18 protein-coding genes and 1 tRNA gene are annotated in these 22,838 nt (G+C 40.5%); 2 read left to right on the forward strand and 17 right to left on the reverse strand.

What is annotated here, in order from left to right; all coding sequences use genetic code 11:
• Positions 1-250: 250 nt before the first annotated feature.
• From ACSLUR_RS13320 to imuA, 4 genes are read right to left on the reverse strand one after another with little or no spacing between them, the layout of a single operon-like run.
• Positions 251-652, reverse strand: a complete 402-nt coding sequence (locus ACSLUR_RS13320) for a hypothetical protein (RefSeq protein ID WP_448555301.1) — start codon at positions 650-652, stop codon at positions 251-253.
• Complete coding sequence (locus ACSLUR_RS13325) at positions 653-3,724, reverse strand: error-prone DNA polymerase (protein ID WP_448555303.1); 3,072 nt, start codon at positions 3,722-3,724, stop codon at positions 653-655. It abuts the gene before it with no gap.
• A 37-nt stretch (positions 3,725-3,761) separates the two neighbouring features.
• Complete coding sequence (locus ACSLUR_RS13330) at positions 3,762-5,159, reverse strand: Y-family DNA polymerase (protein ID WP_448555305.1); 1,398 nt, start codon at positions 5,157-5,159, stop codon at positions 3,762-3,764.
• A 2-nt stretch (positions 5,160-5,161) separates the two neighbouring features.
• The gene (gene imuA / locus ACSLUR_RS13335; RefSeq protein WP_448555307.1) at positions 5,162-5,845 is read right to left on the reverse strand and encodes a translesion DNA synthesis-associated protein ImuA; all 684 of its coding nucleotides are present in this window, start codon (positions 5,843-5,845) and stop codon (positions 5,162-5,164) included.
• Between the two features lie 251 nt (positions 5,846-6,096).
• Between imuA and ACSLUR_RS13340 the strand changes: the two genes are divergently transcribed.
• Complete coding sequence (locus tag ACSLUR_RS13340; protein ID WP_448555309.1) at positions 6,097-7,269, forward strand: hypothetical protein; 1,173 nt, start codon at positions 6,097-6,099, stop codon at positions 7,267-7,269.
• Positions 7,270-7,348: 79 nt separating this feature from the next.
• Here the strand turns inward: ACSLUR_RS13340 and ACSLUR_RS13345 are convergent, their stop codons facing one another.
• The 4 genes from ACSLUR_RS13345 to rlmKL all read right to left on the reverse strand — a co-directional run bounded on the left by ACSLUR_RS13345 (position 7,349) and on the right by rlmKL (position 13,537).
• Positions 7,349-9,094 (reverse strand): DUF3466 family protein, encoded by a 1,746-nt coding sequence (locus ACSLUR_RS13345; RefSeq protein ID WP_448555311.1) that lies wholly within the window; start codon positions 9,092-9,094, stop codon positions 7,349-7,351.
• 20 nt (positions 9,095-9,114) lie between these two features.
• Positions 9,115-11,022 carry an ATP-binding cassette ATPase Uup gene (gene uup / locus ACSLUR_RS13350; RefSeq protein ID WP_448555313.1) on the reverse strand — a complete coding sequence of 636 codons (1,908 nt, stop codon included), beginning with the start codon at positions 11,020-11,022 and terminating at the stop codon, positions 9,115-9,117.
• 75 nt (positions 11,023-11,097) lie between these two features.
• On the reverse strand, positions 11,098-11,355 hold the full coding sequence (locus ACSLUR_RS13355; RefSeq protein ID WP_116000235.1) for a glutaredoxin family protein: 258 nt from the start codon (positions 11,353-11,355) through the stop codon (positions 11,098-11,100).
• Positions 11,356-11,407: 52 nt separating this feature from the next.
• Positions 11,408-13,537, reverse strand: coding sequence for a bifunctional 23S rRNA (guanine(2069)-N(7))-methyltransferase RlmK/23S rRNA (guanine(2445)-N(2))-methyltransferase RlmL (rlmKL, locus tag ACSLUR_RS13360; protein WP_448555316.1), 2,130 nt, complete (start codon positions 13,535-13,537; stop codon positions 11,408-11,410).
• Positions 13,538-13,882: 345 nt separating this feature from the next.
• Here rlmKL and ACSLUR_RS13365 point away from each other — a divergent pair.
• A tRNA-Met gene (locus tag ACSLUR_RS13365) sits at positions 13,883-13,959 on the forward strand.
• Positions 13,960-14,217: 258 nt separating this feature from the next.
• Here the strand turns inward: ACSLUR_RS13365 and ACSLUR_RS13370 are convergent.
• From ACSLUR_RS13370 to ACSLUR_RS13410, 9 genes are all read right to left on the reverse strand, one after another.
• Entirely contained in the window at positions 14,218-15,468 is a 1,251-nt protein-coding gene (locus tag ACSLUR_RS13370) for a class I SAM-dependent methyltransferase (RefSeq protein ID WP_448555318.1), read from the reverse strand.
• Between the two features lie 70 nt (positions 15,469-15,538).
• Positions 15,539-16,429, reverse strand: a complete 891-nt coding sequence (locus tag ACSLUR_RS13375) for a DUF1365 domain-containing protein (protein WP_448555320.1) — start codon at positions 16,427-16,429, stop codon at positions 15,539-15,541.
• Positions 16,422-17,708: an NAD(P)/FAD-dependent oxidoreductase gene (locus ACSLUR_RS13380; protein ID WP_448555322.1), complete on the reverse strand. Its 1,287-nt coding sequence runs from the start codon at positions 17,706-17,708 to the stop codon at positions 16,422-16,424. The genes ACSLUR_RS13375 and ACSLUR_RS13380 overlap by 8 nt, the downstream gene beginning before the upstream one ends.
• Positions 17,705-18,493: an SDR family NAD(P)-dependent oxidoreductase gene (locus ACSLUR_RS13385; protein WP_448555324.1), complete on the reverse strand. Its 789-nt coding sequence runs from the start codon at positions 18,491-18,493 to the stop codon at positions 17,705-17,707. The genes ACSLUR_RS13380 and ACSLUR_RS13385 overlap by 4 nt, the downstream gene beginning before the upstream one ends.
• Complete coding sequence (locus ACSLUR_RS13390; RefSeq protein WP_116000229.1) at positions 18,490-18,948, reverse strand: nuclear transport factor 2 family protein; 459 nt, start codon at positions 18,946-18,948, stop codon at positions 18,490-18,492. Before ACSLUR_RS13390 ends, ACSLUR_RS13385 begins: the two co-directional genes overlap by 4 nt.
• Positions 18,949-19,005: 57 nt before the next feature.
• Entirely contained in the window at positions 19,006-20,385 is a 1,380-nt protein-coding gene (locus tag ACSLUR_RS13395; RefSeq protein WP_448555327.1) for a cryptochrome/photolyase family protein, read from the reverse strand.
• Between the two features lie 74 nt (positions 20,386-20,459).
• A complete protein-coding gene (locus ACSLUR_RS13400) occupies positions 20,460-21,425 on the reverse strand; it encodes a YbgA family protein (RefSeq protein WP_448555329.1) in 966 nt (321 codons plus the stop codon).
• 15 nt (positions 21,426-21,440) lie between these two features.
• Entirely contained in the window at positions 21,441-22,163 is a 723-nt protein-coding gene (locus ACSLUR_RS13405) for a ChrR family anti-sigma-E factor (protein WP_448555331.1), read from the reverse strand.
• The gene (locus ACSLUR_RS13410; RefSeq protein ID WP_116000226.1) at positions 22,156-22,791 is read right to left on the reverse strand and encodes a sigma-70 family RNA polymerase sigma factor; all 636 of its coding nucleotides are present in this window, start codon (positions 22,789-22,791) and stop codon (positions 22,156-22,158) included. The genes ACSLUR_RS13405 and ACSLUR_RS13410 overlap by 8 nt, the downstream gene beginning before the upstream one ends.
• Positions 22,792-22,838 lie beyond the last annotated feature (47 nt).

Raw genomic sequence — 22,838 nt, forward strand, 5'->3', positions numbered from 1 at the left:
AACTAGTTTAAACGCCTTAAATCACTATGTCCAATACTAAAGAGTATTGGACATAGTAAAGGGTGGATGCTTGTAAAGAGATTTACGTTTAAATGCCAGTCCATACACTACTACTTTTAATCCTTCTTCTTTTTTGTCTTCGACTACACATGCTTATCAAAGCCTTGAATATTTAAAGTTTGTATAAAAATACGAATCTTATAGATATTGTCTGTAATTCTTTTCGGTTTTTCGCAATGTTCTTTATTCGCTAGAATAAAATTTCTACAGTGCTCATAACACCCGATGCATCTTGTTTAATTGCTGCTTCACGCTCTTGCTCGGTTAAAACCCCAACAAATGGCGTATTACGCCTTAGTCGCCGCATTTGTGGTGTGTCTTCAATCATTGCGTTTAGAAAAACTTCTGGTTGATCTATCAGTTCTAAAATACTGTACCAGTTAATAAAATGACTATATCGAATTTTCTTTTCATCGCGCTGTTGCTCTAGCCTGTTTTTTACTTGCTGCACACTATGAGTATCCGCTAATAATTTTTTAGCAATCGCATGATGAATCGCAATTATTTGGCGATCTATATTTTCATCTTTGATGCTTGTCTTCTTGATAGCGTAAGGTTTTTTTCGCCGTTTGTTAAAAGATTGATAACGCATTTAGTGAAAATCCCGTGATTTAGTGTTCAAACAATCAAGCTCTTTCGACAAATCTATCAATTTTCCAGCAATCACATGTGTCACGCTACCTTCGCGTTCAAGAATGCCGGTTACTTTTAAGATTTTAGCTGTCATGTAAGGTTGCTTTTGTGCTCTGGAAGTTGCCGCCCATACCACAACATTGATATTACCAGTATCGTCTTCTAACGTAATAAAAGTTACGCCACCAGCGGTACCTGGTGCTTGTTTTCCTGTGACAACGCCTATAACAGTGACTATAGACTTATGCGATTTCTCACTTAGTTCGCTCATTCGAGTGAACTTGCTCAGTTTACCTGCGTTAGCGAGTAAAGTAATTGGATGGCTGTTAAGGCTTAGCCCAGTGGCATCATAATCTTCCAGTAAAGCGTCGAATTCATTGGGTGAAAAATCAAAATCCTGCTGCTGGTCAGTTACATTTTTGCTAAAAAGTGGCAATTCATTTTCTTTACTCATTAATTGCCACCGAGCCTGATAACGATTTCCCGCAATACATTGAAAAGCATTTGCGCTGGCTAATTGTTCTATTGTTTGTCGACTAATACCTATTCGCTTTAACTGCTCCATATGAGTAAAACCTGATTTTGGTCTGTTGGCAATCAAGGTTGTTGCTGCTTGTTCGGATACTCCCTTTACTAGACAAAAGCCTAAACGTATTGCTTTAGTATTGTTTTGATCGACCACGTTATGCCAATAATCAGATTGATTAATGCATACTGGTAGTATCAAAATGCCATGGCGTTTAGCATCTTGAGTTAATTGTGACGGTGAATAAAATCCCATTGGCATGCTATTGAGTAGCGAAGTGTAAAATACTGCCGGATAGTAATATTTTAGCCAAGCTGAAACATAGGCCAATACAGCGAATGAAGCTGAGTGACTTTCGGGAAAGCCGTATTCCCCAAAACCGAGAATTTGGTTAAATATTTGCTCTGCAAATTCAACATTGTAACCGCGCTTTTTCATTCCGTTAATGAGCTTGGTTTTAAACTGAAGTAACTTTCCCGTTTTTTTCCAACTGGCCATTGCTCTGCGTAATTGATCCGCTTCACCACCGGAAAACCCAGCTGCAACCATTGCCAGCTTGATCACTTGTTCTTGAAAAATCGGAACGCCTAAAGTGCGTTCTAACACTGCTTTGACCGCTTGTGATGGGTACTCAACAGCTTCTTTTCCATCACGGCGCTTTAAGAAAGGGTGCACCATATCACCTTGAATTGGTCCTGGCCGAACAATAGCAATTTGAATCACTAAATCATAATAGGTGCTAGGCTTAAGCCTAGGCAACATACTCATTTGTGCCCTTGATTCAATTTGAAATAACCCAACAGTATCGGCTTTCTGGATCATCTCATACACGTTAGGGTCTTCAGGGAGTGCAGTAATTTTAGCGATTGTTAGCGAGTGCTGATAATGCTGGCTAATCAGTGTAAAGCATTTGCGAATTGCACTTAACATGCCTAAAGCAAGCACATCAACTTTCAGTAAGCCAAGGGATTCTAAATCATCTTTATCCCATTGAATGACAGTCCGCTCTGCCATGCTTGCATTTTCAACTGGCACTAGTTCATACAAAGGGCCAGATGAGATAATAAAGCCGCCAACGTGTTGAGACAAATGACGAGGAAAGCCTTTTATTTCATTTACTAACTCAATGAAATGTTGGCTTTTTTTTGAATTGGAATCTAACCCTAACTCAAACACTTGAGTTTGCCAGTCCAAGCTTTTATCACGTCGATTAATGTTCTTGATAAAATATTCAAGCTGAGTTGAATGTAAACCTAGTGCTTTGCCGACTTCTCGAATTGCACTTTTAAGGCGATAAGTAATGACTGTCGCAGCTAGTGCGGTACGTTCACGACCATATTTTTGATAGATATACTGAATGACTTCTTCACGCCGTTCATGCTCAAAATCGACATCAATATCCGGTGGTTCATCTCGCTCTTTACTAATAAAACGTTCAAATAATACTTCAATCTTGGTTGGGTCAACCGCAGTTATTTCTAAACAATAACAAACAACCGAGTTAGCCGCAGAACCTCGGCCTTGATATAAAATTCCCTGTGCTTGTGCAAACATTACAATGTCATGAATAGTTAAGAAAAAATAGGGATAGTTGAGCTCCTCTATTAAATCGAGCTCTTTATGAATTAACTGCTGAGTATTGGGTTTAATGGCACCTTCAAAGCGTTTAGCCGCTCCTTTTTCTACTAATTCACGTAAATGAGCAATGGCCGTTTTACCCGCAGGCACTAATTCTGCTGGATATTCATATTTCAGCTCTTGTAAATTAAACTGGCAGCGTTTAGCAATTTCTATTGATTCATTTAGCCACTCTTGTTTGAACAATTTACGTAATTTTGCCAATGATCGCAGGCAGCGCTCGCTATTAGATAAACGCTTATCGCCAAGTTCATCAATGGAAATGCCATCTTTAATTGCTGTTAAAGTATGCTGAAGCTTTAAGCGGTTTACTGTGTGAAAGAGTACCCCACCACAAGCTGTCACAGGTAGATTAAGTTGCTTAGCAAGTGATAAACAATGCGTTAAATGCGCAGATTCATTGTGTAATAATTGTCGTTGTACGCCTAGCCATGTACGAGAAGAATGGTGTTTCAATAGCCAACTGCCCCAATGGTAATCACTTTCTTTACCTGCTGGCAGCCATATAACCAAGCAATGTTTTAATGACATCAGATCCCATTCTTGAAGACTATAGTGGCCTTTTTCTGTTCGTCTTCGCGCATTGGTGATAATACGACAAAGCTCAGCATATGCTTGGCGATTTGGGCACAGCAGTACAACTTTCAACTCACCTTGAAGTGAAAATACGCTGCCAACGATGAGTTGTATTGGTAGTTCATGCTCTTTAATCGCTGTATGAGCGCGAACAACACCTGCAACAGAGCATTCGTCGGTAATTGCGATGGCGTGATAACCTAGAAAGTTTGCCTGTACTACTAGTTCTTCGGGATGAGAGGCACCTTCAAGAAAAGAAAAGTTACTTTGACAAAATAGCTCGCTATACATGATTTATTACCATTAGTTACCAAAAACGCTCTAATCTTTAGCTAAATAGCCCATGAATAAACCACTGCTGATTGTGATCGCGAAATAGCCAAAGCCAACGTCCCTGCTCGCTCCGACCAATGAAGTAATCACGAACAACCTGATAATCATCCCACCAGCCAGCAATAATACGCTCTGGCGCAGAAACTATTTTTACAGGCTCTTTCAATGGTGATGGCGTAGTTAATAAGAATGTTGGTCTTAGTTTTGTCGATGATGGCTGGCTATTGACTGAAAACGGAGGGCATAGCTGATTGGCGATTTCTGGTCTAGCATCTTGCTTAGTCGCTAAGCCTTTTACTCGCTCTTGCCCTAATTTTGCGATCAAGTTAGTGACTAATTCTTGCGCTGACAATTCTCCTTGAGACCCCAAAAACAAGTCATTAGCTTGTGTTCCTTTTCTGGTGAGCCGTTTGGTTGTTAAGGTTAATCCAATAATGGGTTCAACAAGCTTAATTGAAGCTAAATTTAGTTCTGTTAAGGCCAGCCATTTATCCGATTTATATTCACCTTGTAACGCGGTAATGGTTAATACAAGGTTTTCACTATTGCGTTGATGTAGACATAAGTTTAGCTCTGTGGCGAGCATATCTTTCAATCGTAGATGCTTTTCTAGTAGCAAGAATTGTTTCAATAGCGGCTTAGATAAGTACTGCTGATTGCTCACTTCATAATACAATTCAAGGTAGTGTTCAAAAGGCTCAGGTGGAATATAAAACTGAACCGGATGTGGAATTTTCCCCGTGAGTTGGCCAATATAATGAACAACTTCAACATCAAATCGCGTAGAAAGCTCAGCTAATGGCACCTTGAGCAAGTCACCCAAGTGGCCAATCCCGACCTTTTGCAGACGATTAACCATGTTGATATTTAAATCGGTATGAACAAGACTCTGTTGCTTAATTTGCCTAGTCAGCCAGTCTTGATTCTCGCTCAGTTTATCTAATTTCTGTGTCGCCAAAAGCTTAGCGGCAAAAGGCGAATAAGCACAGGCGTAGTGATATTCGAGCTTTAGTGTATTTAGGTGCTGCGACAACACTTGCCAGTAATGTGCTAGATCTCGATATAAGCTCAACATGTTACTCACACGCAGTAATAAGCCATTAGCAGCAAAGATCGTAATATCGGCTGTTTTGCTGTAAAGCCAATGCGCAATATGCTTTAGCAGACGCTCCTCAACCTTTTTATCATACACTTTCACCTCAAGTTCATGACAAAGTGAAGCTGCCGTACCTAGCCCCATACCAAGGTTAATTCCTTGGTTTTTTGCGTATTGATTTAGTTGAATCACTTCATTACTTTTTTCATCAACAATAATTAAAGCTTGCTGAGCTGCCGGTTGATAAATAGAACTAAGCTGTAGTGCAGGAAAATGAAGATAAAGCCACAAGTTCATTATTAGCCTGCTTTTATTTGCGGAAATTCAATAACGTTATCTGCTTTGTTAGGCATGATCAGAGCTGGCCATTGATTTGTCATATCAATACTAAATGATGAGGATGGCCAACCAAGTTTACGTTTGTTAATACGCGCAGATAATCCTTGCTGTTGAGGGGCAAGTGAAAGGCTTAGCTCAAGCGGTAAACCAACAGATGCAGTGCTACTTTCTTGTAAAACAAACAGCAAGCTATTCCCTGTTTCACAGGCTATTTGTAAGCGTTTTGCCTGATGCAATTCAAGTGGCTGATCAGCCCACATGACCAAGGTATGACAAGCACCACTACGTAAACAGTGCTCAGCAGCCCATAACACTTCTTGCCATCGTTCTGGGGTAATCAGTAAAAAGTTATCAAGTGATAAACCATAATGTGCTAAGGCTTCGGCACTAACGATGCCGAAAGGGTTAACAAACACCACTAACCGCTCTTCTGATATTGCCTCTTTAAATAAAGGTAATAGCAAACGCAGTTCACCGATCCCGTATGAGGTTTGTATTTCATTAACACCAATAGAAAAGCCACCATTTAAGTGGTGATCTAACTCACTGAAACCAGTTGCGACTGATGTCAGTGAGTTTCCTAGCGTACTGTTACCTCGCCATACTAATTTTTGATGCTGCAAAAGCTCTATTATTTTGTTCATTACCGCACACCTGTTTATTTATACAGTATAAGATGAAATGCCTTTATTTGCTAATGATAACTCCATGATACTTTAGGTAAGCATTATCAAATTTAGCTACTGTTTCTTGATGAAAATATGAGTGGAGGATAAGCTGAGTAGTAGAATTTGATTTAACAGACTAAGAATATTCGATGCGATTACTAAAGACTCTAATACTATTAGTTTTTTCTATACTGCTTAGTTCATGTAACTCAGAAAGCAACAATAAAATGAACGGGGGTTACTCATGGTGGTCGGGGCCTTATATTTCAGATAGCAGTTCAAATAGCACTGATTTATTAGTGACAGGAGTCAACAGAAAAGCTTCTAAAGGAGTGCAGTGGGTTGCAGAAGTTAGTATGGTAAATAATTCTGTAGAAGTATTAAAAAGAGTCGAGCTTAATAATAATTTCAAGCATGATGAGCATAACGCCCCCGCTATATTAAATATTGATTCGAATATTATAATTGCTGCGACTGGCCATGCTAATGAGAGTGAAACTTGGAAGCAAAAGGTAATTATTTATACGGGTAACAATATTAGCAATCTGAAGCAACAAATCATTACTACGCCAAGCTTGGTTACTTATGTACAGCTCCAGTATACAAATAGTACAGTTATCATGTATAGCCGAATGTCTGATTTAGGTTTTCACTTTTCGACGTCAAATGATTTTGGCCAAACCTGGTCACCATGGAGACCTCTTCTACAAAGTGCCTACGTTATTTCATCGAGTAACTCGGAGTCACTCGACTTTTATACTGGCTCACATCCAGCCTCGGGAAATAATCAGATATCTTTCTTGTCAGAACCATCTCAGAGATTCGTTACGTCAGCCAACGATCTAAATAATGGTGCTACAATCAATATCGCATTTGCTACACGTAATGCTGATTTAGAGTCTATTTACTCAGCAGATAAAACTAAATCGTCTCGTATTCTTGATGTACTAAATCAAGAGTCATCATTAGCTTTAATTTCAACTCACGATGAATCATCAACAGAAAATTGGGAGCTTTCAATTACGGTAGTTAGCTCGGAATATACAAACCAAGGTACCTATAGTATTGGAGACAACATTGGAGTTCTTGGGCGTCGAAATGAGCCGTTAAACTCAGGTTTTTATGTACTTGGAGCTTCTTTTATTTCAGAAGAAAACGGTATTGTATCCATAGCATTAATTACTAAAAATATTGATGACTACCAATTAAAACTAATAGATTTTGACTTAAAATCAGCTTTAGTTATTTCAGAAGAAGTTGTTTATTCATCAAACAAAGTGATTTATCGACCTGTAGCTCATACATCAATATCAGGCACAAAATACATTATGTTTAACGAAGCTGACTATTGGAACAACTATCTTGAATGGCGAGCCGTGCAGCGGATAATTGCCATATAGGATCAAATACTTATTTTACGTGCAAAAAAACGGCTCGAAGTGAGCCGTTTTATGTTTCAATGGTTTTGTTGACGACGATTTAACGCTTAAGCTTACGTCTAAAACCAAATGCTGACAGTATTGCTAATAGCCCAGCGCCTAAACCAGCACCTTGACGCTCCACTCTGTCTTCAGACACTTCTGTACAATCTTCAATTTCGCCATTAATAGGTTTTAGCGTAACCGCGCGTACAACGTCTTCAACTAATTGGTTGCCTTCGGCATCTAACATTAATACGCCTTTGGCATCTCGACGTGGCACTTTTACCACAGCTGTGGCAGAAATTTCATTGTTGTCATTGATATCACGTGCTTCAATAATGGTATAGTCAGAGTTACAGGTTAAGAAGTCATTAATATCTGTAAAGGTTTCGTTGTTAAGATCATACAAGAAAGCATGTGTGCGACGTTGGCTTGTACTATTTTGCGTTTCAAATTCACCTTCACCAACAATTAAGCCAGCGTTGTTGATAGCAAATGCAGTACTTGATGAACCCGTAAAAAAGTCATCTGGAAATACCATGGTCATATCACCAGCTGGTGCGTTAGTATCAATATGATAAAACTTTTCACGAACTGAGCCATTGACTGAACGAGTGACATAACCAACGGCGATACCATTGTCGTTAATATCGTACGCACGCCCTTCACCTACTTCACCATGATCTTCGACAAGGCTGGTTACTTCATCATTTTTATAAACAACCGGGTAAAGACGGCGAGGTTCATTTTGACTTGGTGATGTTTCAGTTTCATCAATCCAACCATGGCTAAAACCTACCGCAACACCATTGGCATTGATTGCTTGTGCATAGCTACGAAAAACACGATCATCATCTTCATTAGGTGTCACTAACAACCCGAGATCTTTTTCACTAACAACATTACCACTGTCGTCTAATTCCCACTGATAAGCAGTCAAAAAGTACAAGTCGCTTGATAAATTTTGCACACAAACTTCAAACGGAATGTCATCAACAATATTTGGATCAGCACAGCCACCTGTGTCATCTTCAATATCATCAACTCGGTCTTGATTTAATCGATTACTCGCGTAACCAACAGCAGTTGTGCCGTTCATATCCAAAATAGCTGACTGACCGTTATAAAAACGAGTTTCTGGCGCTAAAATTGGTTTAATGGTTTGGCCGTAATCTGTCGAGATGTATGCGCGAGTTTCAAAGTCTCTTACCCAGTGTGTGACTTCGTCACCGTCGCTTTCGGTAAAATCGATTGGCAGAAAAGGTGCAGATGCATTACCGTAAACCCAACCGTTTTCGGTAATACCATTAATAAAATCAACCGTTGAGCGCGTTAACGTATTGGTATTGGCAAAGTTTGTGTCAAAGACAACAAACTCTTCTGATTGGCCACCACGATTGATCATGGCAACGGTATCACCAATTTTTTGAAAACGGCTGCTGCCTTGGCTTTCTAGGAAGCGTGTTACCCACACTAAGTCATTTGCTGTTGGGTTGCCTGCGCGAAGTGCTGCTTCGTCTTCAATATCTTCTAGGTTATTAACTAGCTCATGAGTACGATCAGCATTGTTAACAATTACATCGTAATCATCGTCATCAAGGTATTGAAATTGAACAGGAATATTATATAAATCGGTACCTTGTACGGCAGATTCACCAAGGTTATTAACTTGCTGACCGTAAGAAAATTTAAGTGAGTTAACTTCACCTAGATCAACGACTTCATAGGTTGCAGCGTTTACCGCAGCTGCTGATAATGCGCTGGCTACACTAAGGGCAACCAGAGATTTCACAATACTTTTCATCTAACTACTTATCTCACTTATTATTTTTCATCTAACTCTTGCCACCTGTCGTAAGCAGCTTCGAGCTTTGACTCACTTTCTTGCAGCTGGTTCAATATTTTCTGAGTTGTTGCTGTGTCTTGGCTAAAAAAGTCAGGTTGATTAACCTGATCTTGTAACTCACCAATTAATGACTCCAGATTATCTATTTCCTCTGGCAAAGCTTCAAGCTCTCTTGCCTCTTTATAAGATAATTTTTTCTTAGCAGCAGGTTTATCTTGCTTTTGTTTCGGTTTTTCAGCAGTTTGCGTAGGTTTTAATTGTTCTTCATGAGCTTTTCGTTGTGCCGCCTTGTAGGCTAGATATTGATCAACGTCGTCGTAACCGCCGACAATTTGTTCAACATGGCCACTACCATCAAAATACAAGCAGGTATTAACACAGTTGTTAACGAAGTCACGGTCATGGCTCACCAATACAACAGTACCGTTATAGTTGGCAACAACTTCTTCTAAAAGTTCTAAAGTTTCAATATCCAAATCATTGGTTGGCTCATCGAGAATCAACAAATTGCTTGGACGTAAAAATAATCGGGCAAGTAACAGGCGGTTTTTCTCACCACCAGATAATGCTCTAACTGGCGTACGTGCGCGTTTGGGGCTGAATAAAAAGTCTTGCAGGTAACCCAGTACATGACGACTGCGGCCATTTAACGTGACTTCCTGCTTGCCATCAGCGACCGTATCTTGCACGGTTTTATTTGGGTCTAGCTGTTCGCGATGCTGATCAAAATAAGCAATATCTAGGTTAACGCCAACACGCACTTTACCTGATGTCGGTTTTAGTTGTTCCATCAACAGCTTAATTAGCGTTGATTTACCTGTGCCGTTAGCACCAATCAGTGCTAAGCGATCCCCTCGGCTAACAAGCAGGTTTAAATGATTAATCACACGTTTATCGCCAAAGGCAATTGAAGTATCTTGTGCTTCAAAGACCAGCTTGCCTGAACGATCGCCGCTGGATATTTCGATATCCCCTTGCGATTTTAAATCTCGACGTTGTTTACGCTCAACACGCAAGCGTTCAAGTGCACGCACTCGCCCTTCATTGCGGGTACGGCGCGCTTTAATGCCTTGACGGATCCAAGCTTCTTCTTCCGCAAGCTTTTTATCAAACAACGCATTTTGCTGCGCTTCCACTTGTAAGTCATGCTGCTTTTGTTCAACGTACTTATCGTAGTCACCTGGATAGCTCGTTAGCTGCCCGCGATCTAAATCAACAATGCGGGTAGATAAACGACGGATAAATGCACGGTCATGGCTAATAAACACAATAGTACCCGCAAAGTTTTTCAAAAATTGCTCTAACCATAAAACACTGTCAATATCCAAATGGTTTGTTGGTTCATCAAGCAACAACACATCTGGGTTAGTTACCAAGGCCTTGGCTAAGGCAAGTTTTCTAAGCCAACCACCAGAGAGTTGATCAACCGTTTTATCCGCATCAAGGGCTAAGGTACTTAACACTTGTTCAATGCGCTGTTCATCTTGCCACGCATTCGCTTGTTCTAACTGCTGCTGAACATTTGCCAAAGCATCTAAGTTTTTCTCACTCGGCTGCTCTGCCACAAGCGTGACTAACTGATGATATTGTTTTATTAGCTCAGCATTGGCATGTAAGCCTTCAGAAACATAATCGAAAACGGTTTTATCGCAAGTTTGCGGTGGATCTTGCTCGAGCATAGCAATGCGAATATCGTTCGAAAAAATTAACTGACCATCATCTAGTTGCTGACGACCACTGACGATTTTCAATAGCGAAGATTTGCCAGCACCATTACGGCCAACCAAACAAACACGCTCACCTTGATTAATTCTTAGCTCAGCATCATCGAGAATTTTTGCATCGCCAAAAGCAAGTTCAGCATTGGTTATACGAATTAATTCCATGGGGTTATTACTACTCTTTCTCGCTATTTGAATTTAGTTCTAGTTTTTTATTCGTGATTTTTGTTTATCTGTTGCCTAGCTTTCTAACGCTATACCTTGGGCAACAAATTGCGTCAGTTGTTCAAGATCAAATGGCCAAAACAGCTCTTTACCATCAATGTCACGTTGCATTACAGGTATATGTTGCCCATAGGCTTCAACTAAATCTTCTTCATCGACAATATCTACGATTGTTAGCATTACTGGCATAGGTAGTTGCTGACACAGTGCAAGTGCATCTTCACACAAATGGCAGCCTTCGCTGCCATATAAAATAAATCCGTGTTCAATCATCAGTATTCTTTGTTTGTTGCATTTTGTTTATAGATTCTACGTTTATCCGGCGCTATTTACGTGTGATCAACCAGCTATTATGAATATGCTTATTGCGAGCAAAATCTTTATCGCGGGTTTTGTCTGTCAGATTTTGTGCTTGTAACCCAAGCGCTGCAAGTGCATCCACATCAATTTTGAAGTTGCGCTTATTATTGGTAAACATGATTTCACCGTCGTCTGTTAACGAACCAAGTGCGTCTGTTATCATGGCAACATGGTCGCGCTGTACATCAAAAGCATCTTCCATGCGTTTTGAGTTTGAAAACGTTGGTGGGTCGATAAAAATACGTTGGTACTTATCAGTATTTTCTTTTAGCCAGTTTAAACAGTCTGCTTGGATAAACTCATATTTGTGGCTCACTAACTGGTTCAAGGCAAAGTTTTCTTGCGCCCAGTTTAAGTAAGTGTTAGACATATCTACCGTGGTAACTTTTTCTGCGCCATGCAAAGCCGCTTGTACAGACACTGACCCCGTGTAGGCAAATAAATTTAGTAAGCTTTTATCTTTCGCCCATTTCGCAACAATTTGTCTTGTTTTTCGGTGATCTAAGAAAAGGCCAGTATCTAGGTAATCCCATAGATTCACTTTCAGTTTGGCACCGTGCTCGTTAACTACCAAAGCTTGGTTCTTTTTATTCAGTTTATTGTACTGATTACTGCCCTTTTGTTTCTGACGAGTTTTTAGAACGACTTTACTGGTTTCTATTTCAGTTACCTTTGGCGCCCAGAATAAAACTTCCTGTAGTCGTTTCGCGACTTTTTCAGGCGAAATTTTGGCAGGTGCCGCGTATTCTTGGATGACTAGGTAGTCTTGATAGACATCAACCGCGACATTGTATTCAGGAATATCAGCATCGTAACAACGGAAACACTCAATATTCTCTGCCTTTACCCAACCTTTTAACGCCTTTAGGTTTTTCTTTAAACGGTTGGCAAAATCAGATGGCTGCTGACTGAGATCAACACTGCCGTGTAAGCTATCTTTCGCTAACTGTTTTTCATCTAAATCGTAAATCGCTAACAAACAATCTAACGGGCCATTTTTAAATTTATAGCGCTTACTCGTTGCCAGTTTTAATAAAGACAATAGCTCTGTATTAGCCGTTAATATCGATACTCGCCAATTGGCATATTGCTGTTTTAGTTTGCCACCAAACTCGCCAAATAGTTCGACTAGCTCTGGTAATTCACCAATACGCTCACCATATGGCGGGTTAAACAACACTACGCCGGGCTTTGAAAATACATTGTTGATCTTGCCTGCATCTTTACAGCTAAATTCAATTAAGTCAGAAATACCGGCTTTACGGGCATTTTGTTTGGCAGTATTAACAACTCGGCTGTCAATATCACTACCATAAACCTTGCCGGTAAAATTTGAGAAATTTTCGGTTGATGCTTGGTTGGCGTTATCACGCGCTTGTTGCCATAAGGCATCATCATGACCAAACCAATGTTCAAAGCCCCAATAATCGCGCTCTAAGCCTGGCGCTTGTTTAGTAGCCAGACCAACCGCTTCGATTAACACCGTGCCTGAGCCGCACATAGGATCAACTAATGGACGACTGGTATCATCTAACCAACCTGAGCGGATCACCATAGCCGCGGCTAGGTTTTCTTTCAACGGCGCAGCGCCACTATCTTTACGGTAACCACGTTGAAATAAGCCACGCCCCGAGAAATCAAGATAAAAGCTTACTTGCCCTTTTAATAGTCGTGCTTGAATTCGAATATCAGGATCTTGTTTACTCACCGATGGGCGATCTAAATCGTTTTCTCTAAAGTAATCGACAATGGCATCTTTTACCGTTAAACCGCCAAACTGACTGTTGCGTATTTCACGGCTTTTACCGACAAAATCAATAGCAAAAGAATGTTCAGGTGAAAAACAATCATCCCACTCAACTGCTTTCGCAGCTTGGTATAAGTCATCTTTGTTTTGTGCATCGCCTTCACTTAGTTTTAGCAATACGCGACTTGCCAGGCGAGTCCATAAAACAATGTGATAAGCTCGCTCTAGGTTAGCAGTAAAATATACCCCTTCTGGCTTTTGCACCACGTTACTTCCACCTAATTGCTGGATTTCATCCACCAATAAAATTTCAATGCCAGGAGAAGTTAACGCTAAAAATTGATACATAAGGAAAGCCTAGAGATAAAAGTGGCGGCAATTATAAACAAACTAGGCTAGACGGGATAGTCACTTAGGCAAATACCTGATGATCTAATAACATGAACAAATGGATACAACTAGCCAACTGTAGCGTGAATTTAGAGTGAAGCAACACAATGCGTTCAAATTACGCTCAGATTGCACTCATAACGTTCATTAATCACACTAACGACAGCTTTTTTGATAAAACTAGTTGCAAATTAAGTTAACTCTACTTAACATACGCCTCGCTTCCAAGAACAAGCAACTAACACATGTTGTAAGTTCATAGGTCGTCTGTAACCGACCAGCATAAACAGTTACTATACTTGGCGCGGGATGGAGCAGCCTGGTAGCTCGTCGGGCTCATAACCCGAAGGTCGTCGGTTCAAATCCGGCTCCCGCAACCAACTTCTTTTAACGTTATAAAATATACTTAATGTTAAAAGGCGACAGATCACTTCTTAATATAATATTTCTACGATTATACTATTAGGCCATTTATCGCTTAACTGAACGCTACTTTATCCGTTTTAGCTATCTCTATGCTGAATTGCTAAGTAAATGCCAAGCATCTTTTCAACAAAGTAGTATGCGACTATCAAAAATAGCCGCATCACACTTATTGCCAACGAGAGTTGAAGTATATTGAATTGGCCAGAAGCTTTTTACTTTCGAGCGATCAAGTGGACTGTGCTGGTTGAGCGCTCTAAAAATGCCCCCTCGCAGTAGCCTAAATAGAACAACCACAAACGTTTAAACTTCTCATCATAGCCAAAGGTTTGTAATTCAGGCCATGAGGCGAGAAAACGCTCACGCCAATCTGCTAACGTTTTAGCGTAATCAATACCGATGTCGTGTAACCCATCGATAACTAACGAAGTTTGTGAACGAATTTTACTTGCCATAAGCTCTATCGACGGTAAGAAACCACCGGGGAAGATATAACGCTGAATAAAGTCAACGTTATTCAAATAATGATCAAATCGCTGATCCGCTATTGTAATCGCTTGAATCAACATTTTACCACCGGGCTTTAACCGCTGATTGATTTGTTCAAAAAAGCTATCCATATAGCGATAACCGACCGCTTCAATCATCTCAATCGACACTAGCTTGTCGAATTCACCTGTTAGTAATCGGTAGTCTTTCTTTAACAGCGTTATTTGTTCACCCAAGCCCAGCGAATCTACGCGATTTTTAGCATATTCAAATTGGGCATCAGATATCGTCGTGGTTGTTACTTTACAGCCGTAATGTGTCGCTGCGTATATCGCTAAACCACCCCACCCTGTGCCTATTTCTAACAAGTGATCGTCTGCGGTTAGTTCAAGGCGTTCACAGATTAGTTTCAGCTTATTAAGCTGTGCTTGCTCAAGTGACGATTCACCACTTGGATAAATGGCTGATGAGTACATCATTTCTTTATCGAGAAAACGAGTGTATAGCTCATTTCCCAGATCATAGTGCGCGAGTATGTTTTTCTTAGAGCCGCTATGTGAATTGCGATTGTTAAAATGAAACCACTGATTCTTTAGTTTAGTAAGCCAGCTAACATATTTTTCAAAACGATCGGTAACATGTTGTGCACGGGCAAAAACGCGAATAAGGTCAGTTAAATTTGTGGTATCCCAGTGCCCTGCAATATAAGCTTCGGCAGCGCCAATACTGCCATTTTTCACTAATGCACTGTATGTACTTGGATCTTTCACTTCGATTGTTGCTGAAAGTAGAGAATGTTCGCTTAGCTCACCGAATTGAAATTGTTGATCGCCCTCAATAATAACCAATTGACTATCAACCAATTGGTTAAATATTTTAAATATTATTTGTCGACAACGTTGATTAATCCAATCCTGAAATTTGGAATGCGAAAAACTTGTTGTTTTTTCTAATTGTGAGGCAACGTTTTCCACCATATTCTCCTGATATATCTATCGTTGTGATATTTTTAGTTAACGTTTATAAGTTCATTGAACAGATATGCGTTTACAATTCTTGTTTTTGCGCTTTGCGTTGATATGGGACAAACGGAATTCGTTTGATAAAAAGCTTAAGCGCTTGTACGTATATGCCTGTGACAACGGTTAACGTCATCGCTGGAAACCTACGCATTACAGACATTAAGTTTTTGCTGTTTATTGGTAGCCCTGTTAACACCAGCGTTGCATCGAATAGTTTTTGCCGTTGATGCGAAATATTTTCAATGTGTATCAATAGCTTATCTTGTTTATCCGATTTTATTGGCTTAGTGTCAACCTGTTCTGTCAAATTCGGAGGTGATACTCGCCAGTGATATTGCATCGCTAAGTCCATAAATGGCGACACATGAAAGTCTTTTTCTGTCGGCGTTATATTTGCCATATCAACAAGGTAATAGTGTCTTTTGTTCCAAGGCGTGTTACTGACTTCCACCAACATGTACAAACAATTGCCTTGATTTGAATACGCAAAATAAAAATTTGCGGGACTAAAATACAAACCAAAACACCGAACTTGCACCAGCATGATCACTTTACTTATCGAATCATGTCCGCCTAAAGTACTAATTTTGTTAACAATACGTTGTTTCAAGTCGCCTGGTTCACCGCGCAAATAATCTTCTTGTTTAAAACGCAAAGGCTTATACCATTGCGTACCAAATAGTTTGCTAAATACAAAAGAGCTGCTATAACCACTGGTCACTTGGTCAACATCCAATCCCAGCATATAAAGGGAGTAGTTGAAACTATGGGGCTTAGGTGAAAATCGGCGGTGTCGAACATTGCCAACAAAAAGTTTACTAATTTGCGTAGGCGTTCGTTTCGAACTTAGGTCACCATTTTCATTACAGGCGAAACTTTTATTACAGGCGTTATTTTCGGCCAACTCTTTATCCATAAAGTTTGCTCAAATGCTCTGAAGATTGCAGTTGACAATCAAAGCGTTCGGCAACGTCATTGGCACTGCGTACGCCATCTTCGTGAAACCCGTTGTACCAATAGGCGCCAACAAAGTGAGTGTTTCGCTGCCCGCAAATGAGTGAACGGTTTTGTTGAGCTGCCATAGAGGTGAGATTGAACACCGGATGATGGTATTCAAATTTTTGTATTATTTTTTCTGGCTTAATATCTTCTTCTTGATTAAGGGTCACACAATAAGTGTTTTTTGCCTGCAATCCCTGCAAAATATTCATGTTGTACGTAACACTTGCGGGGCGGCTCCGATTACTGGTTAACTGGTAATTCCAACTTGCCCATGCTTTTTTGCGTTTCGGTAACAACTTTGTATCTGTGTGCAACACGACACTATTGGCTTGATACTGAATATCGCCTAATACTTGTTTTTCTTCAGCACTAGCATCACTTAATAACGCTAACGCTTGATCCGAATGACAGGCAAAAACGACTTCATCAAATTCGAGCTCATCACCATTACCAAAATGTAAGGTTACGCTATTTTCTTGGCGAGTAACCGATTGAATATCGGCATTTAGCGTAATGTTTTCAGCAAAACTTTTGGTTAAAGGAGCTATGTATTGTTTGGAACCACCGGGGATGACATACCACTGAGGTCTGTCAGCAATATTAAGCAGCCCGTGATTATGGAAAAATCGAATAAAGAACTTTAGTTCAAATGCTTCCATCTCTTCGACGGAGCTTGACCATATCGCAGCCCCCATCGGCAAAATATAGTGTTCACAGAAAAAGCGGCTATAGCTATGCTCAACTAAAAACTCACCTAGTGTTTGCCCATCATCTTTTAGGCCATTTGTGTGTAAGTCTTTGCAGTGGCGATTAAACCGTAGAATTTCAGAAATAAGGTGCCAAAAACGGGGTCTGACAATATTGCGGCGCTGAGCAAATAGCGTATTGAGATTGTGGCCGTTGTATTCAAAGCCAGTTTGTAAATTGTGCACTGAGAAACTCATTTCGGTTTCTTGTTTGCCAACGCCAATTTCGTCGAGCAATTGTAAAAATAAAGGATAGGTTTTGTTGTTAAATACGATAAAACCAGTATCGATGGCTAATTGCTCACCTTTGTGGTTCACGTCAATGGTCGCGGTATGCCCGCCAATATAATCGTTCTTTTCAAATACGCTGACTTGATGCTTTTTGGATAACAAGTAAGCGGAAGTAAGGCCAGCAATTCCTGAGCCTATCACTGCAATGCGCTTCACTGCTTAATACTCCTTGCATGAGGCTTATTTTGATGTTCAGCATACTTAGCCGTAATTGCTTTGCTGTTAAGCCCAGCCCATACAAATGATGGTAAACAGGCGATAATTTTCATCAAATAAATAAACCTTTTTGGAAACTCTATTTTGTTTTTTCTTTTACTTAAACCAATAAATATGCGTTGAGCCGCTTGTTCAGCAGAGATTAAAAATGGCATATCAAAATCGTTTTTGTCAGTTAGTGGCGTTTTAATAAACCCAGGGTGAATAAGCGATACCGATATTTGGTATGGCTGCATTTCTAACTGCATCGTTTTTGCGAGGTAGTCTACCCCCGCTTTTGACGCGCCGTAGGCTTGTGCCCTTGGAAATGGCAAATTAGTAACGCTTGAGCTCATTAGCGCAAGCTGCCCACCTTTAGTAATTTTCGGCAATAATGCTGAGATAAGGTGCCCCATCGCGATAAGGTTAACCTTAATTACTCGCTCAAATAGCTCGGCATCAAAATTAAAAGGATCATCAATGTATTCGCAATCACCTGCGTTTAATATGGTGATATCAATCTCAGTCAGCGTTGACGTTGCATTTTGAATTTGCTCACTGTCAGTGATATCAAACGTTAGCGTTGCTAACTGATTGCTGTCGTTTGCTTCTTGATGTTTGCTCACTAAGCGCTTTAACTTATCTGCGCTGCGCCCACAGGCTAGCACTGACATACCAGCTTCGAGGTAGCGCTCAACTAGCGCTTCACCAATACCAGAAGTCGCGCCGGTAATTAGGACTCTCACGCGTTTGCTCTTTGCTTAATCAATTTGACAACACTGCCAAGTAGCGGCACATGTTCATATATCATGGCGCCAAGATCTAAGTAATCTCGATGGTAGATGACTTTATCTCGATACCCGCGCAGCTTAGAGTGCCCTTGCACGGTAACAGGTTTGTTTTTGTTAAGTTTGGGATGGCAGTATTCCATCGTCCAATAAATGGCGGCGTCTTGCCCTTTGTAAATAACCTCATCAACACGAAAAGTACAACTGGTTAAGTTTGTATATAGACTAACGAAATAGTCTTCTAGATTGTCAAAGCCCGATATATGATGCATTGGGTCAATGAAAACAACGTCTTTAGCATAAATATTGCTAAGTAAACCTAGGTTGTCGGTGCCCAATTTTTGATAAGTTTCTATAAACTGCTCTAACCAAAGGGGTAAGTGATTTACTTTCAACGGGCTGACAGGTTCCATAATGAGTTAGGTCCAAACGTTACAATCAGTTAATTTAATATAACTTATTGTATTACTTTACAAATGCTGCTTGTAAAAAGCGAGCGCCTTTTCTCTCGCTGCTTTGTGCTCCACAATAGCAGACCAATAACATTTCAGTCCTGTAGCGCGTATATACTCATGTGGGAAATGAATATATTTGTCAGGTATATCAGCGAGTTCTGGTAAATATTTACGGATAAAATTACCTTGGGGATCAAACTTCTCGCTTTGCGTTATAGGATTAAAAATTCGAAAGTATGGCTGGGCATCACACCCTGTGCCAGCTGACCACTGCCAACCACCATTATTGGCAGCAAAGTCCAAGTCAATCAGTTTTTCGGTGAAGTAAGCTTCCCCTGCTCGCCAATCAACTAATAAGTGCTTAGTTAAAAAGCTTGCCACTATCATTCGCAGCCGGTTATGCATCCAGCCAGTTTGATTAAGTTGGCGCATCGCCGCATCAACAATTGGGTAACCTGTTTTTCCTTGTTGCCAAGCTTGTAAGTATTTTTGATCCGTTTGCCATGGAATACTTGCATATTTCTCGTTGAATACCGTGCCTTTTATTAAGTGTGGGAAGTGAAACAATAAGTGGCGATAAAACTCACGCCAAACTAACTCGTTCAACCAGCTAAAAGCTGAAGCAGGCTGTTCTGAAAGTATGTCTGGATGTCTTGATAGCAATATAGTTAATAAATATTTGGGGCTTATCGCGCCGATAGCTAAGTAAGGGGATAAACCAGAGGTACCTTTTATTGATGGTACATCTCGTTGTTCTTGATATTTGCTTAATTTAGTTTCCATAAACATTGGAATAAGCATTTGTTCAACTTGAAACGACATCGGCCATTTTTCAGCGCCCGCTTTGAAGCTGCCAGACTCAATTTTGGCTAGAAGGTCTTTCTCCTCAAAAACTAATGATTGAATCGCAGAGTGAGTTGCAATGTTGAAACCGTGTTGACGCAGCCAACTAAGCCATGCCCGTTTAAACGGCGTAAACACGCGAAACATTTGGCCAGATTGATTTAGTATCAGCCCTTTGGGCACCACCACATCACTTTCAAATGCGATAAGTTCAACACCCGCATCTCGTAGCGCAGCATCACGGCGTTGCTCATTAAGCTCTAGCTCTTGATTAATAATAATTTGCTTATGCTCGTTAGCCTTTAAATAGTCAGTTTGATCGTCAAAGCTTGCGGCTTCTATCAATTGAAGTTGAATGCCAAGTGCAGCAAGTTGATGTTCAAGTAGTAAGGCGTGGCGATAAATAAAATCTATTTTTATTGGCGCTAAATTGTGCGCTTGCCACTGTTTAGGAGAGATAAAGAAAATGGCGTCGGTGACGCCATTTTCAATTGCAAAGTTAAGTGCGGGATTATCGGTTAGTCGAAGGTCATTGCGAAACCATAACAACATATAAAATACTCGATTAACAACTGGTATAAATGCTAGAAACACATTATCTGGCGTTCCAGCATTCGCGAACTACACTACAAACTGTACCTAAGCTTTAATTCAGCAGGATGCGGTGATAAATAAAACTGCTTTTGCAGATAGGCTTTAGGGAATCGCATCAAGTGATGTTTTATTAAGGTTAACGGCACGAATAGCGGTACCAAACCTTTTCGGTATTCATCAATTTGGCCTGATAACTCTTGTTTTTCCATCGGAGATAATTCGTTAGAAAAGTAACCTTGAATATGCTGTAGCGTATTTGAGTGCTTCTTGCGCGTCGCTTTTGTTTTCAAAGCAGTCATTAAGCCAGTAATGTACTGCTCTGCCATACTTTCAACGTCAAGATCTGCCCTTGCAAGTAATTGCCCTAGTTCCTTATAGGCAACCAAATCATGACTCATTACCGTATACTTGAACTGTGTGTGAAACTCCATCAGCTTATGCTTAGTCATTGGCTCTCGAGATAAACTTTGCCACATCCGATAGGCGTACACACGAGCGACAAAATTTTCACGAATCACAGCATCATTTAATCGGCCATTTTCTTCACATGGTAATAGTGGATTAGCTTTCATGATCTCCGCTGCGAATACTCCAACACCAGTTGAAACTGAACCCTTGCCCGCTTCATCATAAACCTTGACGCGTTCCATGCCGCAACTTGGGCTTTTTGCGCAGAAAATAAAGCCACTAAAATTTTTTGCTATCTTGGCAATTTTTTTCCCATACTCACTGAGCGCTTCGGTTACATCACCGCTGCCATCGGGTCTGGAAACGTGAATCACGTCATTTTTGCTAATTTGGCGAATCGTTGGGCGTGGCACAGGCAAGCCAATAGCCACTTCTGGGCAAATAGGTTGGTATGTCACATACTCACCTAATTCTTTGATACAAAAATGTGAGGGTTTTGAACTTGCATCAAAACGCACATTTTCGCCGTGAACACACGCACTTATGCCAATGGTAATTTTATCCATGTCTGCTAATTGTTGTTTATTCATAGGAATAACCTCTGCCTAGTAAATTAAACTGCCAATTGGATTAAGTAACTTGTTCAAGCCTTGCGTAAAGTGCTGAGCATCATTGGCGACGGTGTAACAAAGGCATCCGTCGTCTGTTATAGGGCTGTGCGTTTTACTGCCGTCTAGCATAATAAAGTCGCCAGGGCCATATTCGCCCATATCATCTTTAAAGTGGCCTTCTAGCAATAACGTTAATTCAAACCCTTTGTGAGTGTGCTCTGGCACCGAACCACCCGGCTGTATTTGTAATAAGCTTGCGCGAATAGGCTCTTCATCAAGTGCTAACCTAGCTCTTGCTAAGTTACCTATACTCGTCCATTTACCCATCGCAAGGTTTGTTAATGCTCGCGGTAATTTGTACTGCGTACCTTGAACGGAAATTGTTTCTTCCCTTGATTCAACAGCAAGATCAATTTCATCATTTTCAGTTATTTCACTGATCATTTGTGCTATCGATAAACTCGATCCGAACTCTGCAGTCTCAAAAGCGTTGTGTTCACTCGTGTGTGGTTGTGAACCTTCTTCTGGCTGAGTACTAGAAACATGCCCGTTCGATGAAAACACATGTTCCGCTTGTTGCTCAGTTAATGCTTCACATTTCGTCTTGCACTTAGGGCACATATCAACGTGAACTGCGACAGCTGCGGCAATTGAAGCGGGTAAATCACCTTCAACAAATTTACCCAACATAATATCGTCTGGGTGATGCTTAATCATGTTGCTCTCCAATATGCTGCTTTAATTTGGCAAGGGCTAAACGCAATCTTGATTTTACTGTGCCAAGGGGAATGTCTAAGTGAACAGCTAACTGTTCTTGTGACATTTCCATAAAGTAAAAGCCTTTGATTACACTTTGTTGGTTCTCTGGTAGCTTGTCGATACACGCGAGCACTTCTTTTGACGCTAGGTGATCTGAGAAAACACTTTTTTCATCTTCAGCAGCGATGCCTTCCACCATAGGCCAGAAGTCGTCGCTAAGGTTGTCTTCTTTTTTGGCTTTAATTTTGCGTAACAAATCAAACGTGACGTTACGCATTACGGTGTAAACCCAAGTAGTTGGAGAACCTTTTGAAACGTCGAAGAGGTGTGCCTTGCGCCAGACATTCGTCATGGTTTCTTGAACCACTTCCGATGCTAAGACTTCGTTGCCATATTTACTGGCGGCAATACGCTGTATTTTCGGGGCAAAAAATTTGAAAAGCTCAGTAAACGATTGTCGATCTCTGCGCTCGGCAACGTCGACTAAAAACTGGGCTAAGGTTTGGTGCTCAATTGACTCATTCATCTGTATAGCTTTAGCGCTTGGTTTAGCACTTTGCAACACAGAGTTGGTACTTTGACCCATATTATTGTTCCAAGACAAGAATTATTAAAAATCACTACGTGCAGCAA

The sequence above is a fragment of the Thalassotalea montiporae genome (assembly GCF_053485855.1).

Coding starts and splice junctions, on each gene's coding strand:
- ACSLUR_RS13345 (WP_448555311.1), bottom strand. CDS start 9,094: ATGAAAAGTATTGTGAAATCTCTGGTTGCCCTTAGTGTAGCCAGCGCA.
- ACSLUR_RS13395 (WP_448555327.1), bottom strand. CDS start 20,385: ATGTTGTTATGGTTTCGCAATGACCTTCGACTAACCGATAATCCCGCA.
- ACSLUR_RS13390 (WP_116000229.1), bottom strand. CDS start 18,948: ATGGAACCTGTCAGCCCGTTGAAAGTAAATCACTTACCCCTTTGGTTA.
- ACSLUR_RS13405 (WP_448555331.1), bottom strand. CDS start 22,163: ATGATTAAGCATCACCCAGACGATATTATGTTGGGTAAATTTGTTGAA.
- ACSLUR_RS13410 (WP_116000226.1), bottom strand. CDS start 22,791: ATGGGTCAAAGTACCAACTCTGTGTTGCAAAGTGCTAAACCAAGCGCT.
- ACSLUR_RS13330 (WP_448555305.1), bottom strand. CDS start 5,159: ATGAACTTGTGGCTTTATCTTCATTTTCCTGCACTACAGCTTAGTTCT.
- ACSLUR_RS13375 (WP_448555320.1), bottom strand. CDS start 16,429: ATGGATAAAGAGTTGGCCGAAAATAACGCCTGTAATAAAAGTTTCGCC.
- ACSLUR_RS13370 (WP_448555318.1), bottom strand. CDS start 15,468: ATGGTGGAAAACGTTGCCTCACAATTAGAAAAAACAACAAGTTTTTCG.
- imuA (WP_448555307.1), bottom strand. CDS start 5,845: ATGAACAAAATAATAGAGCTTTTGCAGCATCAAAAATTAGTATGGCGA.
- uup (WP_448555313.1), bottom strand. CDS start 11,022: ATGGAATTAATTCGTATAACCAATGCTGAACTTGCTTTTGGCGATGCA.
- ACSLUR_RS13320 (WP_448555301.1), bottom strand. CDS start 652: ATGCGTTATCAATCTTTTAACAAACGGCGAAAAAAACCTTACGCTATC.
- rlmKL (WP_448555316.1), bottom strand. CDS start 13,537: ATGTATCAATTTTTAGCGTTAACTTCTCCTGGCATTGAAATTTTATTG.
- ACSLUR_RS13325 (WP_448555303.1), bottom strand. CDS start 3,724: ATGTATAGCGAGCTATTTTGTCAAAGTAACTTTTCTTTTCTTGAAGGT.
- ACSLUR_RS13355 (WP_116000235.1), bottom strand. CDS start 11,355: ATGATTGAACACGGATTTATTTTATATGGCAGCGAAGGCTGCCATTTG.
- ACSLUR_RS13340 (WP_448555309.1), top strand. CDS start 6,097: ATGAACGGGGGTTACTCATGGTGGTCGGGGCCTTATATTTCAGATAGC.
- ACSLUR_RS13400 (WP_448555329.1), bottom strand. CDS start 21,425: ATGAATAAACAACAATTAGCAGACATGGATAAAATTACCATTGGCATA.